General features: G+C 41.2%; 19 protein-coding genes and 5 tRNA genes. 11 read left to right on the top strand and 13 right to left on the bottom strand.

The genetic code is table 11. From position 1 onward, the window contains the following. The first annotated feature begins 39 nt into the window (after positions 1-39). Positions 40-660, top strand: a complete 621-nt coding sequence (locus C9J45_RS07865; protein WP_107206460.1) for a trimeric intracellular cation channel family protein — start codon at positions 40-42, stop codon at positions 658-660. A gap of 81 nt (positions 661-741) precedes the next feature. Here C9J45_RS07865 and aroC read toward each other — a convergent pair whose 3' ends face one another. The 3 genes from aroC to manA all read right to left on the bottom strand — a co-directional run bounded on the left by aroC (position 742) and on the right by manA (position 5,521). Continuing rightward, a complete protein-coding gene (aroC, locus tag C9J45_RS07860; protein ID WP_107245724.1) occupies positions 742-1,827 on the bottom strand; it encodes a chorismate synthase in 1,086 nt (361 codons plus the stop codon). A 184-nt stretch (positions 1,828-2,011) separates the two neighbouring features. Continuing rightward, positions 2,012-3,916 (bottom strand): fructose-specific PTS transporter subunit EIIC, encoded by a 1,905-nt coding sequence (locus C9J45_RS07855; RefSeq protein ID WP_107287205.1) that lies wholly within the window; start codon positions 3,914-3,916, stop codon positions 2,012-2,014. 405 nt (positions 3,917-4,321) lie between these two features. Next, on the bottom strand, positions 4,322-5,521 hold the full coding sequence (gene manA, locus C9J45_RS07850; RefSeq protein WP_107292387.1) for a mannose-6-phosphate isomerase, class I: 1,200 nt from the start codon (positions 5,519-5,521) through the stop codon (positions 4,322-4,324). A 282-nt stretch (positions 5,522-5,803) separates the two neighbouring features. Between manA and C9J45_RS07845 the strand changes: the two genes are divergently transcribed. Beyond that, positions 5,804-6,646, top strand: coding sequence for a helix-turn-helix transcriptional regulator (locus C9J45_RS07845; RefSeq protein WP_107206027.1), 843 nt, complete (start codon positions 5,804-5,806; stop codon positions 6,644-6,646). Here C9J45_RS07845 and C9J45_RS07840 read toward each other — a convergent pair. The 5 genes from C9J45_RS07840 to C9J45_RS07820 all read right to left on the bottom strand — a co-directional run bounded on the left by C9J45_RS07840 (position 6,643) and on the right by C9J45_RS07820 (position 13,382). Beyond that, entirely contained in the window at positions 6,643-7,323 is a 681-nt protein-coding gene (locus C9J45_RS07840; RefSeq protein WP_233217661.1) for a PTS sugar transporter subunit IIA, read from the bottom strand. The two genes, C9J45_RS07845 and C9J45_RS07840, sit on opposite strands and share 4 nt — an antisense overlap. A gap of 117 nt (positions 7,324-7,440) precedes the next feature. Further along, positions 7,441-7,752: a PTS fructose transporter subunit IIB gene (locus C9J45_RS07835; protein ID WP_107206025.1), complete on the bottom strand. Its 312-nt coding sequence runs from the start codon at positions 7,750-7,752 to the stop codon at positions 7,441-7,443. Positions 7,753-7,873: 121 nt separating this feature from the next. After that, on the bottom strand, positions 7,874-8,947 hold the full coding sequence (gene rluF / locus C9J45_RS07830) for a 23S rRNA pseudouridine(2604) synthase RluF (RefSeq protein WP_107260056.1): 1,074 nt from the start codon (positions 8,945-8,947) through the stop codon (positions 7,874-7,876). A gap of 224 nt (positions 8,948-9,171) precedes the next feature. Beyond that, positions 9,172-12,297, bottom strand: a complete 3,126-nt coding sequence (locus C9J45_RS07825) for a multidrug efflux RND transporter permease subunit (protein ID WP_107292386.1) — start codon at positions 12,295-12,297, stop codon at positions 9,172-9,174. Continuing rightward, positions 12,297-13,382 (bottom strand): efflux RND transporter periplasmic adaptor subunit, encoded by a 1,086-nt coding sequence (locus tag C9J45_RS07820; protein ID WP_107287208.1) that lies wholly within the window; start codon positions 13,380-13,382, stop codon positions 12,297-12,299. The genes C9J45_RS07825 and C9J45_RS07820 overlap by 1 nt, the downstream gene beginning before the upstream one ends. A 180-nt stretch (positions 13,383-13,562) precedes the next feature. Between C9J45_RS07820 and C9J45_RS07815 the strand changes: the two genes are divergently transcribed. The 6 genes from C9J45_RS07815 (at position 13,563) to C9J45_RS07790 (ending at position 16,096) form a co-directional block, all read left to right on the top strand. Beyond that, a tRNA-Tyr gene (locus C9J45_RS07815) sits at positions 13,563-13,647 on the top strand. A 66-nt stretch (positions 13,648-13,713) separates the two neighbouring features. Beyond that, a tRNA-Tyr gene (locus C9J45_RS07810) sits at positions 13,714-13,798 on the top strand. 66 nt (positions 13,799-13,864) lie between these two features. Further along, positions 13,865-13,949, top strand: a tRNA-Tyr gene (locus C9J45_RS07805). A 68-nt stretch (positions 13,950-14,017) separates the two neighbouring features. Further along, positions 14,018-14,102, top strand: a tRNA-Tyr gene (locus C9J45_RS07800). 66 nt (positions 14,103-14,168) lie between these two features. Beyond that, positions 14,169-14,253, top strand: a tRNA-Tyr gene (locus C9J45_RS07795). Between the two features lie 208 nt (positions 14,254-14,461). Continuing rightward, positions 14,462-16,096 (top strand): response regulator, encoded by a 1,635-nt coding sequence (locus C9J45_RS07790; protein ID WP_107292385.1) that lies wholly within the window; start codon positions 14,462-14,464, stop codon positions 16,094-16,096. A gap of 86 nt (positions 16,097-16,182) precedes the next feature. On the opposite strand, the gene C9J45_RS07785 is transcribed toward C9J45_RS07790, so the two are convergent. Further along, positions 16,183-16,425: a GlsB/YeaQ/YmgE family stress response membrane protein gene (locus C9J45_RS07785; protein ID WP_107206019.1), complete on the bottom strand. Its 243-nt coding sequence runs from the start codon at positions 16,423-16,425 to the stop codon at positions 16,183-16,185. A 471-nt stretch (positions 16,426-16,896) separates the two neighbouring features. On the opposite strand from C9J45_RS07785, the gene C9J45_RS07780 reads away from it, so the two are divergent. The 3 genes from C9J45_RS07780 to grxB all read left to right on the top strand — a co-directional run bounded on the left by C9J45_RS07780 (position 16,897) and on the right by grxB (position 19,370). Further along, positions 16,897-17,658 (top strand): SDR family NAD(P)-dependent oxidoreductase, encoded by a 762-nt coding sequence (locus C9J45_RS07780; RefSeq protein ID WP_107247387.1) that lies wholly within the window; start codon positions 16,897-16,899, stop codon positions 17,656-17,658. A 189-nt stretch (positions 17,659-17,847) separates the two neighbouring features. Beyond that, positions 17,848-18,654 carry an exodeoxyribonuclease III gene (gene xthA, locus C9J45_RS07775; protein ID WP_107206017.1) on the top strand — a complete coding sequence of 269 codons (807 nt, stop codon included), beginning with the start codon at positions 17,848-17,850 and terminating at the stop codon, positions 18,652-18,654. Between the two features lie 65 nt (positions 18,655-18,719). After that, positions 18,720-19,370, top strand: coding sequence for a glutaredoxin 2 (gene grxB, locus C9J45_RS07770; RefSeq protein WP_107247386.1), 651 nt, complete (start codon positions 18,720-18,722; stop codon positions 19,368-19,370). A gap of 70 nt (positions 19,371-19,440) precedes the next feature. Here grxB and C9J45_RS07765 read toward each other — a convergent pair whose 3' ends face one another. The 4 genes from C9J45_RS07765 to C9J45_RS07750 form a co-directional block, all read right to left on the bottom strand. Continuing rightward, the gene (locus tag C9J45_RS07765) at positions 19,441-20,130 is read right to left on the bottom strand and encodes an ABC transporter permease (protein WP_107247385.1); all 690 of its coding nucleotides are present in this window, start codon (positions 20,128-20,130) and stop codon (positions 19,441-19,443) included. A 5-nt stretch (positions 20,131-20,135) separates the two neighbouring features. Beyond that, positions 20,136-20,876, bottom strand: coding sequence for an ABC transporter permease (locus tag C9J45_RS07760; RefSeq protein ID WP_107206459.1), 741 nt, complete (start codon positions 20,874-20,876; stop codon positions 20,136-20,138). Between the two features lie 98 nt (positions 20,877-20,974). Continuing rightward, on the bottom strand, positions 20,975-21,751 hold the full coding sequence (locus tag C9J45_RS07755; RefSeq protein ID WP_005369222.1) for an ABC transporter substrate-binding protein: 777 nt from the start codon (positions 21,749-21,751) through the stop codon (positions 20,975-20,977). Positions 21,752-21,870: 119 nt separating this feature from the next. After that, on the bottom strand, positions 21,871-22,641 hold the full coding sequence (locus C9J45_RS07750; RefSeq protein ID WP_107247384.1) for an ABC transporter ATP-binding protein: 771 nt from the start codon (positions 22,639-22,641) through the stop codon (positions 21,871-21,873). Between the last annotated feature and the right edge of the window lie 598 nt (positions 22,642-23,239).

Genomic DNA, 23,239 nt, shown 5'->3' with positions numbered 1-23,239 from the left:
AATACAATCAGTTCAATTTCTTTTTGGACGATGAATATCATGCTGCTTTCAATTTTATATATTATTGGCATTACTGCAGAAGCAATGACCGGTGCATTAGCAGCAGGTAAACGCCACATGGATTGGTTTGGGGTAATGCTGGTTGCAAGTGCTACTGCAATTGGTGGCGGCACGGTACGAGATATTTTACTCGGTCACTATCCACTAGGTTGGGTCGCTCACCCACAATATTTAGTGATCACGTGCGTTGCAGGGATTTTAACTACCTATTTTGCCCGTTGGGTAGTTCGTTTTCATAAAGTGTTTATCTTGCTCGATGCTATCGGCTTAATCGTTTTTAGTATTATTGGATGCCAAGTTGCAATGACAATGGGGCTTTCTCCAATTATTTGTGTTGTTGCGGCGGTAGTGACAGGCGTATTTGGTGGTCTGCTACGTGATATGATCACTCGCCGTAAACCTATGGTGCTACATAAAGAGCTTTATGCATCGGTCGCATTTATTGCAGGTATTATGTATTACGCCATGTCGTATATAGGTATCCATCCTGATATCACCACACTCATTACTTTAATTACAGGTTTTAGTCTACGCATGGCTGCTGTCTATTTTAGCTGGAGCTTACCTGTGTTTGAGTTTAAAGAAGAAACCTTCCACTAAAGCTCAACGTATTATTAGATAAAGCAAAGCCACGCTGAATATGTCAAGGCGTGGCTTTTATATATCAATTAGTTTATTTGGTTAAATCTTCGGTGTATCGGTAGCAACATCTGCGTTTTGACCACGATGACGTAATAGATGATCCATTAAAGTAATCGCTAACATGGCTTCAGCAATAGGTACCGCACGAATGCCAACACATGGATCGTGGCGACCTTTCGTCACAACTTCCGCTGATTCACCCTGCTTAGTAATGGTTTCACCAGGAACCGTAATACTTGATGTTGGCTTAAGCGCAATATGTGCCACAACATCTTGACCAGATGAAATACCCCCTAAAATGCCACCAGCATGATTAGTTTTAAAACCTTCCGGTGTCATCGCATCACGGTGTTCGCTTCCACGTTGTTCAACCACATCAAAGCCATCACCAACTTCAACACCTTTTACCGCATTAATACTCATTAAAGAGTGCGCAATATCGGCATCCAAGCGATCAAAAACGGGTTCACCTAAACCAACAGGGACATTTTGCGCAACCACGGTAATTTTCGCACCGATTGAGTCGCCTTCTTTTTTCAGCTTACGGATCAATTCATCGTAAGCTTCAACTTTATCGATATCAGGGCAGAAAAAGGCGTTTTGCTCGATTTGCTCCCAATCTACTTTATCTATTTTTACGTCACCCATTTGTGATAGGTAAGCGCGTACTTCAATGCCATGTACTTGCTTTAGGTATTTCTTTGCCACAGCACCTGCAGCAACACGCATTGCCGTTTCACGAGCAGATGAGCGACCACCGCCACGATAATCTCGTACCCCGTATTTTTGATGGTAAGTGTAATCAGCATGTCCTGGACGGAATAAGTCTTGAATATTCGAGTAATCTTTAGAGCGTTGATCGGTATTTTCAATCAAGAGACCGATAGATGTGCCCGTTGTTACACCTTCAAATACGCCAGATAGAATTTTCACTTCATCCGGTTCGCGACGTTGCGTGGTATATTTTGATGTTCCCGGACGACGGCGATCCAAGTCATGCTGCATATCAGCTTCAGTTAATGCGAGTCCCGGTGGGCAGCCATCTATAATACAGCCCAGCGCCAAGCCATGGCTTTCGCCAAATGTGGTGACGCGAAATAGTTGTCCAATCGTATTTCCTGCCATTACTTCCTCTGTGATATCTCTATGCTTACATGCATTTTTAATTTTTACTAATACAGACATAGTGCAAAGTTGTCCGATAGATTGCAAGAACAAGTGTACAAATTGCCGCCAGTGCCATCTTTCCAAAACAAAAAAAGCGACAGGCTTTCACCTATCGCTTTTATTTAACTCTTTAAATTAGAGGTTAAGCTGTCGCTAATGCTCGTTCAGCCTTCGCTTTACGTACTTTCTTAAGTGTTACCGCAACAAGAGCAGTAACGACCATACCTGATGCCATACATAATAGGGCAAGAACCGGTTTGTTCATCGCACCCAGTAGAGCAACAACTGGACCACCGTGTGCTACGCTGTTGGTAATACCGAAAGAGAACGCCATCACTGCAGCAACCATACTACCTAACACGTTTGCTGGAATCACCGACAGCGGATCTTGCGCTGCAAATGGAATTGCACCTTCAGAGATACCTACTAAGCCCATTGCACCTGCCGCTTTACCGGCTTCAACTTCTGATTGCTCAAAGATATTTAACTTACGACCAAGTACTGTTGCTAAGCCCATGCCTAAAGGAGCGACTGGAATAGCACATGCCATTGCACCCATGAACTGTGTATGACCGTTTGCAATCATACCAACAGAGAACAAGAACGCGACTTTGTTAAAGGGACCGCCCATATCAAAGCCAGCCATACCACCCAGTACAATACCGAGTAATACTACGTTACCTGTGCTCATTTCAGTAAGCATGCTGTTCATGCTATCCATTAATCCAGCGATTGGCGCACCAATAACGAAGATAAATAAGCTAGCGATAAACAAGGTACCCGTAATTGGCGCAATAAGAATCGGCACTAATGGCTGCACCATCTTATGATAATTACGTGTTGCAACCCAGCGAACGAAGTAACCCACAAGCAAGCCCGCAACAATGGCACCAATAAAGCCAGTACCCGCACTTGCGTCATAAAATGAACCGTTATTAGCAATCCAACCACCGATAAAACCCGGTGCTAACGCAGGACGGTCGCCAATCGCAAAAGCAATGTAACCCGCAAGAATTGGGATCATTAAAGTAAACGCAACAACACCAACATCGAGCACTTTTTGCCATAAACTACCCGCAGGGATCTGCATACCGGCATCTGTTGGTTGACCACCAATGGCCAGTGATAATGCGATTAACAAACCACCGGTAACTACAAACGGGATCATGTGCGATACACCGTTCATCAAATAACGATATAAGTTCGAACGGGTTTGCGCGACTTTGCTTTCGCTCGAATCAGAGGTGTCATCACCATCAGCTTCATAAGCTTTCGCTACTAATGCTTGTTGAATAAGACCTTTTGCATCTTTAATTGGCGCTTTTACGCCAGTTTTAATCAGTTTTTTACCAGCAAAGCGAGCCATATCGACTTGCTTATCACAGCTAACCACTATCGCTTCTGCACGAGCAATTTCTTCAGCTGTTGGGGAGTTTTTGACACCAATTGAGCCATTAGTTTCTACTTTTACTTCATACCCAAGCTCAGTACCGGCTTTTTCTAATGCTTCAGCGGCAAGGTAAGTATGAGCAATTCCAGCAGGACAGCCAGTCACACCAATGATCAAACCTTTCGTTTGAGCTTGCGTAACGGCTTGCTCTTTTTCTTCAAGCAATAAGGCTAAGGCTTCTTTTTCAGTCTTAGCGGCTAAGAACTTCTCAACAAAACCATCTTCAATCAACTTTGATGAAAGTTCAGCTAAGACTTCAATATGATGGTTATCGCCGTTATCAGGTGATGCGATCATGAAAAACAGTTGTGATGGTTTGCCGTCTTCTGCGCCGTATTCAATACCGGCACGGCTAACACCAATCGCTACCGCAGGCTGTGCAACGGCTGCACTTTTCGCATGAGGGATAGCGATCCCTTCTTCAAATCCTGTATTGCCTAATTCTTCACGTGCTTTTACATCAGCAATGAATTGCGTTTTATCAGCCACGCGCCCTTGCGCTGCCAATATTTCAGCCATTTCATTAAACACGTCATCTTTGGTTTTCGCCTTAAGATTAAGGTTAATTAAGCTTTCGTTGATCAAGGAAGTGATCATGTTCTATCCCCAAGAATTATTTTTATCGCCCATCACACTGCGCTTGATGGATTTGAGTATGGGAATATTGTCTAGTGTTTGGCTGCTTCAAAATAGAGCATAGAAAAGGCTTTAACTGGATAAATGTAACCTTAGAACAAGGATGTGAACTATCACACATTTTACTCAAACATCAATAAACTGATAGGGTAAAGATTAAAATCTTTTTTTATCAATCAATTAAGGTTAAATTAAAGTTTAAACATATACAAAAACCTATAGCGATAAATTTTTATTAACTAGAAATAACACACATCCGACATTCCATCTCAGCCTACTTTTAGTGAAAGACTTCACACTATCAAAAACAAAAAAAGCGACAGAATATTCTGTCGCTTTAAATAAGTGCTAGGACGTTAGATCTGCTTAGTTGTAGGCGCGGGCAAAAGTACCAACACAAGTGACTTGATACTGCTCAGTATAAGCCGGAATAAACACTGACTGACCTTTCTCTATTTCAACACTATCACCATTACTATGAGTCAATGTTACAGGTGCATCAATAGCAAAAACGATTTCAGCACTATTCACCGTAAGACGAATATTGTCTACTTGCTTGTAAACACTGAACTTAAAATCAGGAACAGGGATAGCGTAATGTAAACCATTTTCTGCTTGTGTTGGGGCTAATAGCAATGAATCAAACGCCATTGGCGTAAAATAGGTGTTTGCAACGAGCTCAGGTACATCCATGTATTTTGGCGTTAAACCAGCGCGCAATACATTATCGGAGTTCGCCATGATCTCTAAACCCGTACCTTTAATGTAGGCATGTGGCGTACAGGCACTCAAAAACATCGCCTCACCCGGTTGAAGGGTTAGTACATTTAACATTAACGGTGCAAATAAACCGATATCACCAGGATATTGCTCAGCTAACTCTGATAATAAAGCAAACAATGGCTGATCTTTATGTGCTTCACTGTAAGCCAATAATGCGTTTACCGCTGAAGCTTTTTGCTCACCTTCTAGCGATAACATTGCCGCAAAGAAATCACTTAAGCCCGCTTCCGTTTGATTTACATTAAATGCAGCGACTAGCTCACTAATAGTCGTAATTTCAAGTGCATTGAACTGCGCAACAATGTCTTCAATTTGGCGGAAACCATTCATCGCTTGGTACGACGTTAACGCAAAGACTAACTCTGGCTTGTGGTTTGGATCTTTGTAATTACGGTTCGCCGCATTACGCGCAATGCCCATTTGCTCTTCTTTGGCAAAGCCGACTTCTGCTTGCTGCTTATTTGGGTGAACCTGAATAGACAGTGCTTTTTCTGCCGCTAACACTTTAAATAAATACGGCAGCTCACCAAATTGTTGCTGGGTTTGCACACCAATGATCGCATCCGGATCCGTTGCAATAAAGTCAGACAGCTTTACCGCTTTTCCCTGCATTTCAATTTCAGAGCAGCCATTCGCATGAGCGCCCATCCATAATTCTGCTTGTGGTTTCGCTTCAGGGTTTGCGATACCAAACAAAGATTCAATCGAGGTTTTACTTCCCCATGCATAATCTTGAATCACGTTATTCATTTTAAAAAACACAGGACGGTGAATTCCAGCCATATTCATTCCTAAATTTATTATCGTTGTGCATCGATGAAGATAAAATCGTATTCCACTTAGCAAATCTGAAAAAAACTAAGAGGAATGCCATTTAAGCAATGCTAAATGTTACATAAGTCAAAAAGTGGTACATCAATCAGATCACCATAAGCCCTTATTCGATATAATCCATTAAGTGAGTTATGTTTTACGAAATATTGCTCTGAACTATAACAAAAATAGCCATAAATATTTATTGCTAACTCACAATTCCTCACAACATTGGGTGACTTAACGCAAATTATGGATACCGTATTTCTTAATCTTATTGATTCTATTCTCGAAGAGCGAGAAAGCTTTAACCATATTTGGTTTGCTAATGATCACACCACACCGCCACAATTTAGTTACCAAGTGAATTTCCCTCGTCTTGAACTCGTGCTTAAAGGCGAATATGTGAATCAATTGGAAGACGGTGAGTATGGCATTAGAGATATTAACTTAATGCTGGGTGATGCTCTGTATATTCCACCGAACTGTTGGAATAAACCCAATTGGGATACGGAATGCTCGGTATTGAGCCTACTGTTTGGTAAAAGACAAATTGGTTTCAGTTTAGTCAGCAAAAGCAAAGACAATCCTCACTTTTTTGATGTGCAAAAACACTCAATCCAAGCCGCGACAGGACATGCTATTGATCCTATTTTATCGGCATTGAATATGCTGGCAAAAGAGCCAACGAAAAAACCAATGGATGAATACCTATTGTTAGCGCTCCTCAGCTATAGCCGCTCTATGCTCAATACCCCAGATAGAGTGAAAAAAAATCGTTGTGAAGATCTTTATCAAGGGATTTGTATTTATATTCAAGAAAATTTTCACCGCGCGATCAGCCGAGAATCTATTGCTCATCGTTTTAACATTACCCCCAATCACCTCTCGCGCTTATTCAGACAACAGGGACATATGCGATTAGCAGATTACATCTGCTGGGTACGGTTAGAACGCGCAAAATTTATGCTCAAGAAATACAATTTTCGTTTAGCGGAAGTAGCAACCCGATGCGGGTTTCAAGATATGAATTACTTCTGTCGGGTATTTAAAAACAAAACAGGCCGTACACCAACTGAATATCGTAGCCTTTAATCAGACGCTAGCATCGCCTCAATGATCAGCGCTTGTATAACATTACTATCAGAAGCTTGGCGTAAAGCATCTGCATAACGATCTTGTAGTAGTCGCTTTGAAAACCGAGAAAAAGCCATGAGTACAGAACGCGATAAGGGCTTAGGTAATACCATCATCAATACCTTGCTTACATCTCCTCGTGCGCTGTGCCAATTCATTTGCTGACAACAAGAAATCACCATCGCAGGCTGAGTAATAGGTTCTATCATCACATGGGGCATCGCAATACTATTGCCCATTACAGTAGCAGAAATACTCTCACGTTTTTCTATCGCAGCTAACACCTCTTGATAATCATCGACTTTAATCACTTTTTCATCCACCAGCGAGCGCGTCATCGTTGCTAATAATTGTGCTTTATTATCGGCTTGAATCTGTTTTGGCGTGATAAAAGACAGAGGAAAATCCAGCATTGTCATACGCTGTTTTAAAATAGCATTTCCCTTACTATCGCTCGATGGCAACAATAACGGACAAGCATATTCGTGAATAATATCAGTCAGCACCAATAGGGCTAATTCAGCATCCACGCCTGTAATAACGAGCTGACACAATTGATAAGGCTTACTTGCAAGCGTTGAAACGCGCAGAGGCTTGGTTACCGATTCAGATCGTAACAATTGCAAGTTAAACACCTGCACATCGGCAGTAAAATAGCTGGCGAGCTTTTTCAATTTGTCTAACTGATAAAGGGGTAATCCACTATGACCACAATAGAACGTAAGGCGCCTTTCCAACATCGTAATGCTCTGCTATTGGGTAATTAATTGCTGGCAACGTTTTAGCACAGCTTCTGGATCAACCAAGACCTCTTCAATAGTAACACAATGGATTTTACTGCCTGTGAATCGGCTACGCTGCTCTACTTCAATATCTGAAGCAATCAAGGTTAAATCTGCTTTAGCTATATCTTGCAGTGTTAACTGATCTTCAATCCCCATCGCACCTTGGGTTTCAACGTGGATCTGAATTCCCATTTTATGAGCCATTTTATTTAGCGCATCTGCTGCCATGTAAGTATGGGCGATCCCCGTAGGACAAGCTGTTACAGCAACAATTTTCATGCTCTTTCCTTATCAATATCATCGCGAGTAACGACTACAAATAAAAACGCCCTTTAAACTATCTACTCTGTCTAGAGAATGTATAGAAAACTAAAGGGCATTATTTATCTATTTAAGTGAATTAATCTTCTCTTTTAGATTTCCACTTTTTGATGCCAGTACTTTTACCACCAAAGCTTGGTTTTGAACCACGATCTGAAGGACGCGCTGGACGACGATTATCATTACGTCCCTGACCACGCTGTTGGCGCGATTCACCACCTTCTTCATTGCGGCGATTTTGACGCTGACCACCAGGACGACGAGTAAATTCCCCCGTACCACTGTAGGTTTTAAACGCTTTTTCTTGAGCACGCTTTTCATTACGCGCTTCTTGCTGGCGGTGATCGTAAAGTTTCGCATCGGTGGCTTTAGCAATTTTACGACCTTCAGCATCAACTTTTGATGCTTCTTCAGTACCTGATGATTGTGCAATTAAACGGTTAATTTCACCGATTTCATCATCAGTTAAGTAACGCCACTTACCATTAGGTAAACCATCAATAGTGATGTTCATAATGCGTACACGGCGAAGTTTATACACTTCATAACCAAGCGCTTCACACATACGACGGATCTGACGGTTCAAACCTTGAGTTAGCACAATACGGAAAGAGAAATTCGTTTCTTTCGTTACCTTACAAGGTAGGGTTACCGTATCTAAGATCTCAACACCTGATGCCATTTTCTCTAAGAATTCTGGCGTGATCACTTTATCAACACGGACTACATATTCTTTTTCGTGAGAGTTACCCGCACGTAGGATCTTATTAACGATGTCGCCATCATTCGTTAAGAAGATCAAGCCATCTGATGGCTTATCTAAACGACCAATAGGGAAAATACGCTTGCGGTGACCAATAAAATCAACGATGTTACCTTCGATATGACGTTCGGTGGTACAGGTGATCCCAGTTGGCTTATTTAGCGCGATATAAATTGGACGCTCTTTGCTACGAAGTGGCTTATCATCAATAAGCACATCATCGTTATCCATTACTCGTACGCCCATCTCTGGTTTTTGACCATTGATAGTGACGCGTCCCTGATCAATCAGCTTGTCCGCCTCACGGCGTGAGCAATAGCCTGTATCACTAATGAATTTATTAAGACGAACCCCTTTTGGGCTCTGCTGTTCAGTTGGATTCTGTGACATGGTTTTCTTCTATAAAGGGCTTTAGGACGATCAGGGTAAAAACTGCAAACGTGCAGTTTAATTACTCGATAGTTATCTATGCAGAAGTTTAACTGATTGCTCACTAAAGAGGTAGTCGCCGTAAGCTTGCACCGATAAAAAGGTAAATAAAAAGGCGACAAGGTTTATCCTTATCGCCTCTTATTAAGCTAACTCTTTAATAGCATTCTCTATAAATAGATCATCTATTTAGGTAAATCACCATGGCTAATACGCCCTGTGTAATCATGTTGCAGCTCTTTTTCTAACAAGCTTTCGACATAACCCGGTGATTTCGTCTTACCAGCCATTAAACGGTACATTGCAGGAATAACAAACAAGGTCACTAAGGTCGCGAACGCCATACCGAAGAACACAACTGTCCCCACAGAGATACGGCTTTCAGCCCCCGCTCCCGTCGAGATAATCAGCGGAATTGCGCCAAATAAAGTCGTAAATGCAGTCATCAATATTGGACGAAGACGACGTACTGACGCATCAATGATCGCTTGTTCAAACTCAACACCTTTATCACGCAATTGGTTAGCAAATTCTACAATCAGAATACCGTTTTTAGTTACCATACCAATAAGCATGATCATACCAATTTGACTGTAGATATTGAGCCCTTGCCCCATTAACCATAACCCAGCTAAGCCACCGAAGATCCCCATAGGAACTGTCAACATCACCACCAGCGGGTTTACAAAGCTTTCAAACTGCGCAGCAAGAACTAAGTAAGCCACTAGCAAAGCTAAACCAAAGACAATGGCAATACTGCTTTGATTGTCTCTAAAGTCTTTCGACTCTCCCGCATAGTTAATAGTTATATCCGATGGCAACTTCTCTATCGCTTGTTGATCCAAGAAATCCAACGCTTCCCCTAAGGTGTAACCTTCAGACAAATTCGCCATTAACGTGATCGATTTCTGTTTCTGGTTATGGCTAAGCTTCTGCGCTGAAGCGACTTCATCAATCGAAGCTACGGTATCAAGCGTGACAAGTTGACCATTTTTCGCTCGTAAATAAATCTGACTAAGATCAGCAGAGCTATTAAAGCGATTCTCGTCACCACGCAGGTAAACATCGTATTCTTCACCACGCTCAACAAAAGTAGTTTCACTTCGTCCGCCCAACATCACTTCCAATGTTTCTGCAATATCTGAAACTGGAATACCTAAATCCGCCGCACGTTGACGATCAATATTAACCATTAACTCAGGCGTCGTTTCTGCATAATCTAAATCAACCCCTTCCATCATTGGACTGTCTTCTGCAATGTGTTTTAGCTCCGAAGCCCACTTAAACAACTCTTGATAATCAGAGCCACCGAGCACAAATTGAACTGGCTCAGAAGAACCGCCGCGAAAGCCTGGCATAATTGGAATAACACGCACATCAGGAATCCCCGTTAGTGCTTTACTCACCATGCCTAATGCTTGTTGTGCCGACACACTGCGATCTTGCCAATCTTCTAACTGCATGATCACAAAGCCTGTTTGATCTCCTGCTCGACCACCAAACGCGGGTGATTGAATACTGACAGATTTCAATACGCCTTTGCCCAACATTGGCAGCAAACGGCTTTCAACTTCATCCATATTGCCGATCATACGGTTATAACTGGTACCTTCTGCACCTTTCACAAAGGCAAACAATACACCGCGATCTTCTTGTGGCGCTAATTGAGCAGGGATCACCTTCATCAACGCAGCACTTGCGCCAATACACGCTAATACAACAATCGGTGCGATAAAGCGTTTTTTAACCGCAAACGTAACACCTTTGCGGTAGACATTTTCAAGCTTATCAAACTGACGATTCACCCATAGGTTAAAGCGAGTTGGTTTTACATTAGCTTTTAAGATTTTACTCCCCATTACAGGCGTTAAAGTTAACGCAATTAATGAAGAGAAAATGACCGCCATCGCGAGCAATACTGAGAACTCAGTAAATAAGCGCCCTACCATGCCTTCCATAAAGGAAATCGGTAAGAACACCATCACCAATACCGCTGTGGTCGCAATCACCGCAAACCCCACTTCACGGGTACCTTTAAAAGCGGCAAGCAATGGTGATTCACCGCGCTGCATGTGATGGAAAATATTCTCAACCACCACAATGGCATCATCGACCACCAACCCAATAGCAAGAATTAATGCCATTAAGGTCAGCAAGTTGATTGAAAAGCCAAAGAAATACGCGGTAATAAACGCTGAAATTAACGATACTGGCACCGTTACCGCTGGAATTAAGGTTGCGCGAGCTTGTCCAATAAAGACATAAAGCACCAAAATAACCAAAGCACCCGTGACTAATAATGTGCTGTACACTTCACTGATTGAGCGATCTATAAATACCGTCGCATCATAATCAACCGTTAAACTTGTCCCTTCAGGTAAGAACTTCTGCATTCGCGCGACTTCTGCGCGAACATCTTTTGCCACTTCTAATGGGTTAGCATCAGACATAGTGACAATACCCAAACTTAAGTTAACGACTCCGTTGCTTTTAAAGGTTGAATTTTCGTTTTCTGCACCAATCGCAACATCAGCCACATCTTTTAAGTAAATCGGCGTACCATTTTCTGTAGTTCTAACCGTCAGGTATTTAAAATCATTAGCCGTGCGATATAAACGGGCCGTTCGCACAGCCATCACGGTTTGGTCATTACGTACTTCACCACCGGGTAATTCAACGTTTTCATCACGTAACGCGTCAATAATATCTTTGGTGGTAACACCGCGACCTGCCATTAATTCAGGTTTCAGTTTTATGTACATCACCTTATACAGGCCACCACTTAAACTGACTGAACTCACCCCATTAATTAAGCTGAAACGATCTTCCAATACTCGCTGGGCGTAATCCGTTAACTGCGTACGATCCATCTCTGATGAGGATAAATTGATATAAACGGCAGGCTCACCTGAACCATTGTCTTTCGACACAATAGGATCGCTCGCATCATCCGGTAGACGTCGTTGAGCACGGGCAACCGCATCACGCACATCACTGACACCTTCGGTAAGGTCCCAATCCATCGAAAATTCAATCGAAATACGTGACATGCCATTTCGTGTTATCGAGGTGATGTTGTCAATGCCACTAATACCTGACAACTCATCTTCGATCGGAGTAGTAACTTGGCTTTCCATTACCGTCGCAGATGTGCCGTCATATGTAGTCATCACGGTAACAACAGGGCTTTCTACATCAGGCATTTCTCTTATGGCTAATTTAGAGAAAGACACCACACCAAACACACACAGCAATAAGCTTAAAACAATGGCAACAACAGGGCGTTTAACCGAAATGTCTGATAACCACATTAACTACTTGCTCCATGCTGTGAATCATTCTTTGTTGCTGTTATATCCGAAACTTTTATTCCATCTCGCATATTCACTAATCCTTGAACAACAATACGATCGCCAATCTCTACCCCCTTATTAACGACCACGGTATTATCAATACGGGCACCAAGCTCCACTTCAGTTCGATGGACTTTTTGTTTATCGTCAACAAGGTAGATAAAGCGTTTAGTTCCTGAGTATTCAATCGCTTGAACTGGAATTACCGCTTTAGGTTGTGGGACAAAACCTATATCTGCCGCTAACAGCATGCCAGGCTTAAGTGAATTATCTTTGTTATCAAATACCACTCGAACTTTGATATTTAAAGAATCGGTTTGAACACGTGAATCAATCGCTTGTACTTCACCATTAAACACACGATCAGGCCATGCTTGGCTTGTTGCGATAACTTTCATTCCCGGTATAAGGTGTGAGAGATATTGTTCAGGAACAGGAATGTCTAATCGCATTGTCGAAAGATCGTCAAACGTCAACAGTTCCACGCCTTCAGCAACACGATGACCTTGGCTGAAATCAAAGAGTCCAACTGTGCCATTAAAAGGCGCACGGATCATATAATCATTAAGCTCAGCACGCGCCGCTTTTAAACGAGCTTGAGCGATATTGACACTGGTCGTCTGCGCATCAATTTCTGTTTGAGTGATAGCTCCACGTTTCACTAAGCGTTTAAATTCGTTTAATTTACGTTGCTCGTCATTGAAATAGGCTAGAGCTTCATCAAAAGCCGCTTTTGCTTTGTCATCATTAAGTTGAATTAATAGCGTGCCTTTTTGAACACGTTGATTTGGTTTAACCTCGATGTTTTTAATCTGTGCAGATGTTTCTGCTGCAATATTGACAGAGTGCTCAGCTTGCAACTTTCCAGTTAAAGAAAGTGATTGAGCGATAGGCATAGAAGAAACCGTTCCCGTCGTGACACTCACAACACGGCTTGATCGCGCATCCTTCTTTTCTTGCGCAGCATGAGAGGTTCCCTGAAAGTAGAAGTAACCACCAGATAACACTGCAGTTACTAATATTGCTACGGCCATTTTTTTCATTATCAACACACCATAAATAATCCTGCCGCAATCATATCTGAATCTACGGTTTAGCAACGTCAAGAAATGTAAATATAAGCAACAATTGGTAATCTGATGAAAATTCAGGCAAACACTCAGTATTTAAAAGAAAAGTCTTTACAGGATCCGAATGTTTGCTATTATCCGCCCCGCACTTGTGGTGGGGTTCCCGAGTGGCCAAAGGGAGCAGATTGTAAATCTGCCGGCACTGCCTTCGAAGGTTCGAATCCTTCCCCCACCACCATCTAATTTGAAAAGCTGTCGCCACTGACGTCTTTTCTGGCGAAAGCCAAATATAGCAACACCCCGTGGTGGGGTTCCCGAGTGGCCAAAGGGAGCAGATTGTAAATCTGCCGGCACTGCCTTCGAAGGTTCGAATCCTTCCCCCACCACCATCTAATTTGAAAAGTTGTCGCCACTGACGTCTTTTCTGGCGAAAGCCAAATATAGCAATACCCCGTGGTGGGGTTCCCGAGTGGCCAAAGGGAGCAGATTGTAAATCTGCCGGCACTGCCTTCGAAGGTTCGAATCCTTCCCCCACCACCATCTAATTTGAAAAGCTGTCGCCACTGACATCTTTTCTGGCGAAAGCCAAATAATAAGCAATACCCCGTGGTGGGGTTCCCGAGTGGCCAAAGGGAGCAGATTGTAAATCTGCCGGCACTGCCTTCGAAGGTTCGAATCCTTCCCCCACCACCATCTAATTTGAAAAGTTGTCGTCACTGACGTCTTTTCTGGCAAAAGCCAAATATAGCAATACCCCGTGGTGGGGTTCCCGAGTGGCCAAAGGGAGCAGATTGTAAATCTGCCGGCACTGCCTTCGAAGGTTCGAATCCTTCCCCCACCACCATCATTTAAACCAGTAGCTCAGGCTGCTGGTTTTTTTCTATCTATACCTTTACTCCCTCTTAAATATTTCCCATCTAAGTTCTAAATTTGTACGTAAAAAAATTGCTATAATTTCATTATATGATTACTTTTATTCATGACATTTAATAATGAACAACATGCATATTAAATATCATAAACATCAATAATAACAATTAAATGGATAGTATATGGCTTTGGGTTTCACGGAATTAGAACAAGAAAAGTGGAACACCATAAAAGTACTCATCGTAGATGATCAGCTCTCTTCTGCTCAACTCGTTAAAAGTGTCTTAGATAAAATTGCGATCAAATCAATTGATATCGCGACCTGTTACCAACACGCTATTCAGTTATGCCAAACCCAGCGTTATGATCTTATTTTGTTTGATTTCCATCTTAATCAAAATATTAATGGTGGTGAGTTACTGTCTTTACTCAGACAGCAAAACCTTATTCGTTCAAATTGTGGAATCATCTTTTTTTCTGGAGATCACTCACCTGAAGTCATTTCAACCACAATGGGAATAGAGCCTGATTGTTTTCTTACCAAACCCATTAACATCGGCACCTTAAAACAACGAGTGATCAGTGTCTATAAAGTTTGCTTACACAGAGAGCCAATATATCAAGCTTTAGACAAGCAAGATCATCAACAAGCAATACAGTTATGCCGTCATTTACTCCGAGAGCAAGGCCATAATCTGCATATAGAAACGCTTTTACTAGAGCTACTTATCGAAATAAAACAATGGCAGCAAGCAGAGCAATTATTACTTTTATTTAAGCAACACTCTCAACACCATAAGTTATCATTGATTGAAGCAAAACTTGCGACAAAGAAAGGCTATCACCTCGAAGCGATTAACCGACTAAAACGGTTAATTAAGCATGTCCCTCTTTGTGTCTTTGCTTATGATGAACTAGCGTCCCTTTATCAACAAAATAACCAAGTCGATAAAGCTCAAGAAGTCGCCATGCAGGTACTCACCTTAACACCAACCATACCGCATCGAGCTTTAACTGTTGCTCAATTATCTGCAGATATGAATGATATTGATAACTTTCTGCAGGCAGGGAAAACATTAGCAACACATCTACCGATTATTGATAAGTTATGGCTAGTACACTTTGCTGAATATACCGCTATTTTCGAGCAAATTTACACAAACCAATTATCAAACCAGCATAACCATCGACTACACACTGCTATTAAAGATATCCATCACTTAGCTCAGCTAAGATTACAGGGTGAAAAAAAGCAACATTTAGACGCCTTCGCCAATATTGCACTGGCTCGTCTCTACCACATAGATAAAAAGATCCAAAAATCCAAAAGGCGTTTACTAAAAGGATTAAGTCCATTTTTCGGTGTGATGCTTCAAGCTCCGTCAATAGTCATGATCGAAGCACTTCCTATGCTAATCAGTTATGGTGAAAGCCGTTTAATTGGAGAGATATACCAAGTATTAATGACACGATCTGAACTCGATGAACACAGTCAGCACCGTTTAAATGAATTAAAAGAGAAACAGCTCATCATTGAAAATGTACGTTTACTTGTAAGCCATTTAGAAACAGCAAAAGCTAATTTGATACAAGATCCCAAACGAGCTGGTGCGCTATATCAAACGATTTTACATGATTACCCACAGTGTAGTGAGGCAATGCTAGGTTATTGTGAAAGTTTACTCAATCAAAAGGCTTACAATCACTCTGATATTCAAAAAAGCTTAAAACAACTAAAAACCATCGAGTTACCACAACCGTTAGCGGATTGGAGAAAATCCTTAATAGCGAAATTATCCTCTCCACAGGTCATATAATAACGACGGAAAATAAAAGCCTAACCTAAGTAGTTTCTAAACGAACACATACTACGTTAGGCTTTTTCGCATGACTCAATCGTCAATTAACGAATAAATCGGTTATAGATAAATAGCAGCACTAAAGCACCGACGGTGGAAATAATAATAGTACCAAGCAGACCCGACGCACCTATACCCAACAGTGAACCAAGGAAACCACCAGCAAAAGAACCAGCAATACCTAAGCCACATGTTGCAATCCAACCGCCACCATCATTTCCAGGCATCAACCATTTAGCGAGTGCACCTGCTATAAGGCCAACAATAATCCAAGTGATAATAGACATGATATTTTCCTTCGTCCGTGGCAGTAACAAGGTAATTACTGCACCATATTGATAAAAATACTTTTTAAAACAACATGTTTGAGTATTTCGTATTCATTCAGCATAGACCTGATAACTCACTCAGTACAAGTAAAGTACTCATTTTTTATCTCTTTTTATCATGACCTAAACTTCTAGCTAAAAATAGACTGTTATTAACAATCTAATATATTGATTTTTAATAACTATATTTCATCAACCCATTAATATTAAATTCTTCCTCAAAGCAATAAAACACTGATTTATTTATTTGACAGACTTACCACGAGGGGTATGTAAACAGATTGTTTAAATATATTTCAGAAAAAACAACATTATCTTTAGCTATTCATCCCTTCTCGGTACCTAAAAAAATAAGTGATCTTCATCACAAACGCGTATCCGTGAGAGACTTAATATAGTGACACTATTTGTATGATGTAAGAGCTAGCTATGAACAGATTTGAAGGAAAAGTTGTCATTATCACAGGTGCGGGTAATGGTATGGGTAAAGCTGCGGCACACCGTTTTGCCTCTGAAGGCGCAATTGTTGTTCTAGCAGATCTTTATCAGGACGCACTAGATAAAGTACACAGTGAGCTAATTTCAGAAAAAACACTGTGTGTTAAAACCGATGTTTCAAATGAAGCTGAAGTAAAAAACCTTATTGATCAGACCATTGAGAATTTCAATAAGATTGACATCTTAATCAATAATGCTGGCGTACATATTCCAGGCACAATATTAGACGGTAGCATTCAAGATTGGGAGAAGATCTCTAGCGTAAATATTAATGGTGCTATTTACTGCTCTAAATATGCATTACCTCACTTGATCAAAAGCAAAGGCTGCATTGTTAATAATGCCTCTGTTTCTGGTTTAGGTGCTGACTGGGGCGCAGCTTACTACTGCGTATCTAAAGGCGCTATTGTTAACTTAACTCGTGTACTTGCACTGGATTTTGGCCTACAAGGTGTGCGTGTTAACTCTGTATGCCCAAGCCTAGTGAAAACCAATATGACTAATGGCTGGCCGGAAGATATTCGTAATAAATTTAACGAACGTATTCCGCTTGGTCGTGCAGCAGAGCCTGAAGAAGTCGCAGCGGTAATGAGCTTCTTAGCAAGTGATGATGCCAGCTTTGTAAACGGTGTTAACCTACCTGTAGATGGTGGTGTTACCGCTTCTGACGGTCAACCTAAAATCGTTGCATAATCATAAATAACACCTGCCGAAGGCGGCTCTTTATCTTTCTCGTCGCCTTCATTTATTCCTCTTACCTTCGCTTTATATCGATTAACCTCATCGTTTATTTAAAAGAAATAGGCTCTACCAGCGTTAAATATCTATGTTAGTATCTTTGCTTATCCGTAATTAAAAAACTGACAGAAATCGGAATAAATGATGAAAGTTATCTCCTTCAATATCAATGGGCTACGCGCTCGCCTTCACCAACTTCAAGCCTTAATTGAAAAGCATCAGCCGGATGTGATCGGCTTACAAGAAATCAAAGTTCATGATGAAGCCTTCCCTTTAGCGGATGTTGAAGCGATGGGCTACAAAGTTTACTTCCATGGTCAAAAAGCCCATTACGGTGTTGCAATGCTATGTAAGCAAGAGCCAATTAGCGTACAAAAAGGGTTCCCAACCGATGATGAAGATGCCCAACGTCGAATGATCATGGCCACCTTTAAGCAAGACAATGGCAAGAACATCACTGTCATGAACGGTTATTTCCCACAGGGCGATAATATTAAGCACGAAACAAAATTTCCTGCAAAAGAGAAGTTCTACGCTGATCTGATGAATTACCTAAATACGGCCCACACTAACGATGAAGAATTGATCGTGATGGGCGATATTAATATCAGCCCTACGGATTTAGATATCGGTATTGGTCCTGCTAATGCTAAACGCTGGCTAAAAACAGGTAAGTGCTCATTCCAACCGATTGAGCGTGAGTGGTTACAAACCTTGCTAGACTGGGGTTTTGTCGATACTTTCCGTCAACTTCACCCAACCGTCGATGATAAATACTCATGGTTTGACTACCGCTCGAAAGGCTTTGTTGATAACCGAGGTCTACGCATTGATGTTATTCTTGCGACACCATCACTGGCTGAGCGCTGCATTGAGTCCGATATCGACTACGAATTACGTGGTATCGAAAAACCCTCTGATCACGCACCTATTTGGTCTGTCTTTAAATAATTAATAAAAGGTGAGTCTCTACTCACCTTTTTATCTTCACTCTACTTCACCACAAGGGACTAATTATGAAGTTGTTTGTATTTGATCATTGCCCTTTCTGCGTAAAAGCAATGATGATTGCGGGCTTAAAAAAAGCCGATATTGAATTGGTTTACCTACAAAATCACGATATTGATGCACGAATCGAAAAAGTAGGCGCTAACATGGTACCTATTTTACAAAAGCCAGATGGTAGCTATATGGCTGAAAGCCTAGATGTCGTTAAATTTATCGACAACAACGATGGCAGTCCTGTTTTAGCGCCGGAAGTACATCAAGATGAATTAGTACAATGGGCTGAAGCAGCACGAGATTGTGTACCCTACCTACTCTACCCACGCTGGCTAAAAATAGATCTACCAGAGTTTCAGGTTGAAGAAGCAAAAACGTGGTTCTACAACAAAAAAACGCCAATGTTATCCGTCAGTTTTGAACAAGCTTTTGAAGACTCTTCGCACTACATTGAGCTGGCCAATAAAGCGCTGCAAACATTAGAATGGGTAACATTGCCTTCTGAGCGAAGCAACCAACTTAGCTATGATGATATTCATCTATTTCCAATGCTACGTAATTTAACTGTCGTGAAAGGGATCCAATACCCAACTCGCGTACGTCAATACATTGATGAAGTCGCAGCACTGACTTCAGTCCCACTTTATGATGATGTGGCGGTGTAAAAAAAGCGCTGATAAAACAAAAAGCTCAGCATCTATCATTAGCATGCTGAGCTTTTTCTATTCAACTTTATTAATCTGTTATTTCAGTTAATGGCTGTAAATGGCGTAAATACCGCGCTTCAAGTTTTTTAAATACCCAGATTATGACAAACGTCAGCACCATGTAACAAAGCCCAGCAAACAAGAAAGATTCAAACGGCGCGTAGTAACGAGAGTTTACAATTCTCGCGGCCCCTGTTAAATCAACAATCGTCACAATACCGGCAACGGCTGAGCCATGAACCATGAAGATCACTTCATTACTGTATGCAGGTAACGCTCGTCGTAATGCACTAGGAAGAATAATACGACGAAACGCTTGAAATGGGCCCATACCATAAGCTTTCGCCGCCTCTATCTCACCTTGCGGCATACTATTAATAGAGCCTCGAATAATTTCAGCGGTGTATGCGGCAGTATTTAAAATGAAAGCAACTAACGCACAGAACCATGCTTCTTGCCACATTGTGCCCTGAACATTGATAACTTGGCTTAATCCGTAATAAATAAGATAAAGCTGAATCAATAGCGGCGTACCACGAAAGAAATAAATATATGCCCAAGCTGGAAACGCAATAAATTTATTACTGCTATTTCGCATCATTCCTATGGGGATCGCGCAAATTAAACCGATCACTAGCGAAACGGTAACCATCCACACTGTAGTGTAAAAACCTTCTAGATAGATTTCCCAGCTTTCTGTAAAGATACTAAAGTCCATCGGCTCTACCTCGTCGGAATACTGTATTTACGCTCGGCCCAATTCAGTACCAAGGTGGAAATAGAGGTGAAGATCAAAAATACAACCGCAATAGTAAAATAGAAGGTAAACGGTTTTTGAGTGGTTCCTGCAGCCAATGCCCCTTTACGCACCATGTCATCTAAACCAATGATAGAAACCAGTGCGGTGGTTTTTAATAACACTAACCAGTTATTACCAAAGCCAGGTAAAGCATGACGGATCATTTGCGGCAGTAAAATTCGACGAAAGGATAAAAATGCACTCATGCCATAGGCTTTACCCGCTTCAAGTTCACCTTTATCTACCGCTAAGATCGCGCCTCTAAAGGTTTCTGCCATATAAGCACCAAAAATAAAGCCTATTGTCAGAACACCAGCAACAAAGGGGCTGATCTCGATATAATCAGGAAGGTAACTTGTCCATTCGTGGTTAGGATCAGATTGAGTAAAAGAATTATTCAACCATTCATTAATATTATACAAGCTATCATTAAGTAGCATTTGACCGCCGAAGAAAATCAGCATCATCAATACTAAATCAGGAATACCACGGATCACCGTGGTGTAAAGTGTGGCGATAGCACGCGCCCAACGGTAAGGTGAGAGTTTCGCTAAAGCGCCTAACATACCCAGTGTTGCTGCTAATAAAAGAGAAAGCAGTGCCACTTGTATTGTTATCATCGCCCCTTGAGCTAAAGACCATCCATATCCATATAAATCGAACAACGTCATACTCCTTCATTGTTCGAATAAGAGAGCACTTAGCTTAGCCCTTTGACGAACTCGCCAAACTAGAAGCTAGGTGCTCTTTATTCATTTATGACTTACTGACCGTAAACATCATATTTGAAATACTTATCAGCGATCTGCTTGTATTGACCGTTTTCACGCAGTGCAAGAATTGCTTCATCCAGTTTTTTGGTTAGATCTTTGTCTTGTTTACGCACGGCAATACCAAAACCTTCACCGAACCATTTAGGATCTGTTAATGATGGGCCGATAAATTCAAAACCTTCACCACCGTCTTTATTTAGCAAACCTTCTTCTAATGCTGATGCATCACCCAATACGCTAGCAATACGGCCGGCTTTTAAATCTAGGTAAGCTTCGTCAAATGAGCCATAACGAACGATTTCAACAGACTCTCCGAAATTATCCGTTAAGTATTTGTCATGAGTCGTTGCACGTTGAACACCAATCTTCACACCTTTAAGCCCTTCTTTAGTGAAGTCGAGCTCGGTACCTTTTTTGGCAACAAACTTGTTCGGGATAAGAGCATACTTACCAGTAAAGTCGATTTTCTTTTTACGCTCTTCGGTAATAGACATTGCAGCGATGATTGCATCGTATTTACGAGCAAGCAGTGATGGAATAATACCATCCCAATCTTGGGCTACAATTTTACATTTGACCTGCATTTGCGTACAAAGCGCGTTTGCCATATCCACATCAAAACCTTTCAGCTCACCGTTTGGCTCAGTCCAGCTAAAAGGAGGGTAAGCGCCTTCAATACCAAAACGCACTTCTTTCCACTCTTTTGCTTGTACTGCTGATGCACCCATCGCTGAAATTAATGTTGCGGCTAAAATCCATTTTTTCATATCGCTTCTCCTGCTACGTTTAATTGTTCACACCAAGCCATGCTGTGAACCTTGTACTATTTGTACGGTTATCTAATCACAGAGGGTTAGCCTCTATGTCTTAATCAATAACCCTAAGTTTAGTAAATAGACGAAATAAATTGCTGCAATCTTTCAGATTCAGGCTGGGTAAATAGCTTATCGGGATGACCTTGCTCTTCAACAAGGCCTTGGTGTAAGAACATCACTTGATTGGATACATCGCGAGCAAAAGCCATTTCATGAGTGACTACCAGCATGGTACGGCCTTCTTGCGCTAAATCTTGCATTACACCTAATACCTCACCCACCAATTCAGGATCTAAGGCCGATGTCGGTTCATCAAACAACATCACTTCAGGATCAACAGCAAGGGCTCGCGCAATTGCTGCACGCTGCTGCTGACCACCAGATAAATGGGCTGGATAATAATTACGGCGTTCAAATAAGCCCACTTTTTTGAGTAAGGCTTCCGCTTTTTCAATCGCTTCTGCTTTAGGGACACCGAGCACATGTATCGGCGCTTCAATCACATTCTGTAGTACTGTCATATGAGACCACAGATTAAATCCTTGAAATACCATGGCTAAACGGGCACGAATGCGTTGAACTTGTTTATCATCAACAGGTAAATATTCACCGCGACGATTATTGTGCATTTTAATCAATTCACCATTAACCCAAATTTCGCCTTGAGTAGGGGTTTCAAGTAAATTGACACAACGTAAAAAAGTACTCTTTCCTGAGCCTGATGAGCCAATAATCGAAACGACATCTCCTCTTCTTGCCGTCAGCGAAATACCTTTTAATACTTCATTGTCACCAAAAGATTTATGCAGGTTCTTAATTTCTAGCGCCACGTCATCCTTCATGTGCGCATACTCCTGTCCCTTTAGAAATCATCTACTACTCGTTTGCCAATTCTATAGCAAAGCACGACATTTCATTAAAAATCATCTTTTTTGAAAGTATCATCTGAAATTCATGATTGCAACATTTCATTAACCTAACCAACATATATCAAACAGCACCATAACCTGCCATTATACCCACATAAATAGCATAAATACTCAGTTCTGTTTTTATATTCATTTTTCTTATAAGCAGGAGAACAGCCTTTTTTGGGTGATATAAATGAAGGACAAAAGACTAACTGGTAAGATTTGAGCAATATTTTATTTTATGTCTATTTTATTGACTCAACATTGACGAAAAAATAGCGGATATCTTTATAGTATTTTTTAACAAGGTCGAGAGTGCCATAAAATTCGCATTCTAATATTACTCTGCTATGTTTGTTTGAAGAATAAAAATGACTCAAATTTGCATATCCTTGTAAGTCATCATATTAATTATCTCGCCTTTTTTTTGTGACCTTTAACAATAAAAACAAAATGGCGTTACATTAAAAGAGGCTATTCATATTTTTCAGTAACAATTAAATTATTTTTGAATATATTGGTTTTATTT

The organism is Photobacterium sp. GB-1 (assembly GCF_003026165.1).
Classification (GTDB): Bacteria; Pseudomonadota; Gammaproteobacteria; order Enterobacterales; family Vibrionaceae; genus Photobacterium.
This window is presented reverse-complemented; position numbering and strand designations above follow the sequence as displayed.

Coding starts and splice junctions, on each gene's coding strand:
- C9J45_RS07765 (WP_107247385.1), bottom strand. CDS start 20,130: ATGGACTTTAGTATCTTTACAGAAAGCTGGGAAATCTATCTAGAAGGT.
- C9J45_RS07845 (WP_107206027.1), top strand. CDS start 5,804: ATGGATACCGTATTTCTTAATCTTATTGATTCTATTCTCGAAGAGCGA.
- C9J45_RS07835 (WP_107206025.1), bottom strand. CDS start 7,752: ATGAAAATTGTTGCTGTAACAGCTTGTCCTACGGGGATCGCCCATACT.
- grxB (WP_107247386.1), top strand. CDS start 18,720: ATGAAGTTGTTTGTATTTGATCATTGCCCTTTCTGCGTAAAAGCAATG.
- C9J45_RS07780 (WP_107247387.1), top strand. CDS start 16,897: ATGAACAGATTTGAAGGAAAAGTTGTCATTATCACAGGTGCGGGTAAT.
- C9J45_RS07755 (WP_005369222.1), bottom strand. CDS start 21,751: ATGAAAAAATGGATTTTAGCCGCAACATTAATTTCAGCGATGGGTGCA.
- manA (WP_107292387.1), bottom strand. CDS start 5,521: ATGGCTGGAATTCACCGTCCTGTGTTTTTTAAAATGAATAACGTGATT.
- aroC (WP_107245724.1), bottom strand. CDS start 1,827: ATGGCAGGAAATACGATTGGACAACTATTTCGCGTCACCACATTTGGC.
- C9J45_RS07825 (WP_107292386.1), bottom strand. CDS start 12,297: ATGTGGTTATCAGACATTTCGGTTAAACGCCCTGTTGTTGCCATTGTT.
- C9J45_RS07865 (WP_107206460.1), top strand. CDS start 40: ATGCTGCTTTCAATTTTATATATTATTGGCATTACTGCAGAAGCAATG.
- rluF (WP_107260056.1), bottom strand. CDS start 8,947: ATGTCACAGAATCCAACTGAACAGCAGAGCCCAAAAGGGGTTCGTCTT.
- C9J45_RS07790 (WP_107292385.1), top strand. CDS start 14,462: ATGGCTTTGGGTTTCACGGAATTAGAACAAGAAAAGTGGAACACCATA.
- C9J45_RS07785 (WP_107206019.1), bottom strand. CDS start 16,425: ATGTCTATTATCACTTGGATTATTGTTGGCCTTATAGCAGGTGCACTC.
- C9J45_RS07855 (WP_107287205.1), bottom strand. CDS start 3,916: ATGATCACTTCCTTGATCAACGAAAGCTTAATTAACCTTAATCTTAAG.
- C9J45_RS07750 (WP_107247384.1), bottom strand. CDS start 22,641: ATGAAGGATGACGTGGCGCTAGAAATTAAGAACCTGCATAAATCTTTT.
- C9J45_RS07820 (WP_107287208.1), bottom strand. CDS start 13,382: ATGAAAAAAATGGCCGTAGCAATATTAGTAACTGCAGTGTTATCTGGT.
- xthA (WP_107206017.1), top strand. CDS start 17,848: ATGAAAGTTATCTCCTTCAATATCAATGGGCTACGCGCTCGCCTTCAC.